This is a genomic window from Streptomyces poriferorum, from assembly GCF_019399235.1.
In the GTDB taxonomy this organism is placed as follows: domain Bacteria; phylum Actinomycetota; class Actinomycetes; order Streptomycetales; family Streptomycetaceae; genus Streptomyces; species Streptomyces poriferorum.
The window spans coordinates 1-445 of the sequence record NZ_JAELVH010000646.1; the positions used below are offsets into that span (position 1 = coordinate 1).

Annotated in this window: 1 protein-coding gene; it reads left to right on the forward strand. The window is 70.8% G+C overall.

All coding sequences use genetic code 11. The features are described 5' to 3' along the window. On the forward strand, nucleotides 1-375 hold a 375-nt coding region (locus tag JGS39_RS40230; RefSeq protein ID WP_219574684.1), incomplete at its 5' end, for an electron transfer flavoprotein subunit alpha/FixB family protein. Nucleotides 376-445: the final 70 nt, after the last annotated feature.

Below are 445 nucleotides of genomic sequence, written 5' to 3' on the forward strand. Positions count from 1 at the left end.
CTGACCGAGGCCGCGATCGTCGTCTCGGGCGGCCGCGGTGTCAACGGTGCGGAGAACTTCCACATCATCGAGGCACTCGCCGACTCGCTCGGTGCCGCGGTCGGCGCCTCGCGCGCCGCGGTCGACGCGGGCTGGTACCCCCACACCAACCAGGTCGGCCAGACCGGCAAGTCCGTCTCCCCGCAGCTGTACATCGCCTCGGGCATCTCCGGCGCGATCCAGCACCGGGCCGGCATGCAGACCTCCAAGACCATCGTCGCGGTCAACAAGGACGCCGAAGCCCCCATCTTCGACCTCGTCGACTACGGCGTCGTCGGCGACCTCTTCAACGTCGTCCCGCAGCTCACCGACGAGATCACCGCCCGCAAGGGCTGACCTCGACCGGCACACACGGACGACGGCCCGGGGCCGCACGGTGAAACCCACCGCGCGGCCCCGGGCCGTT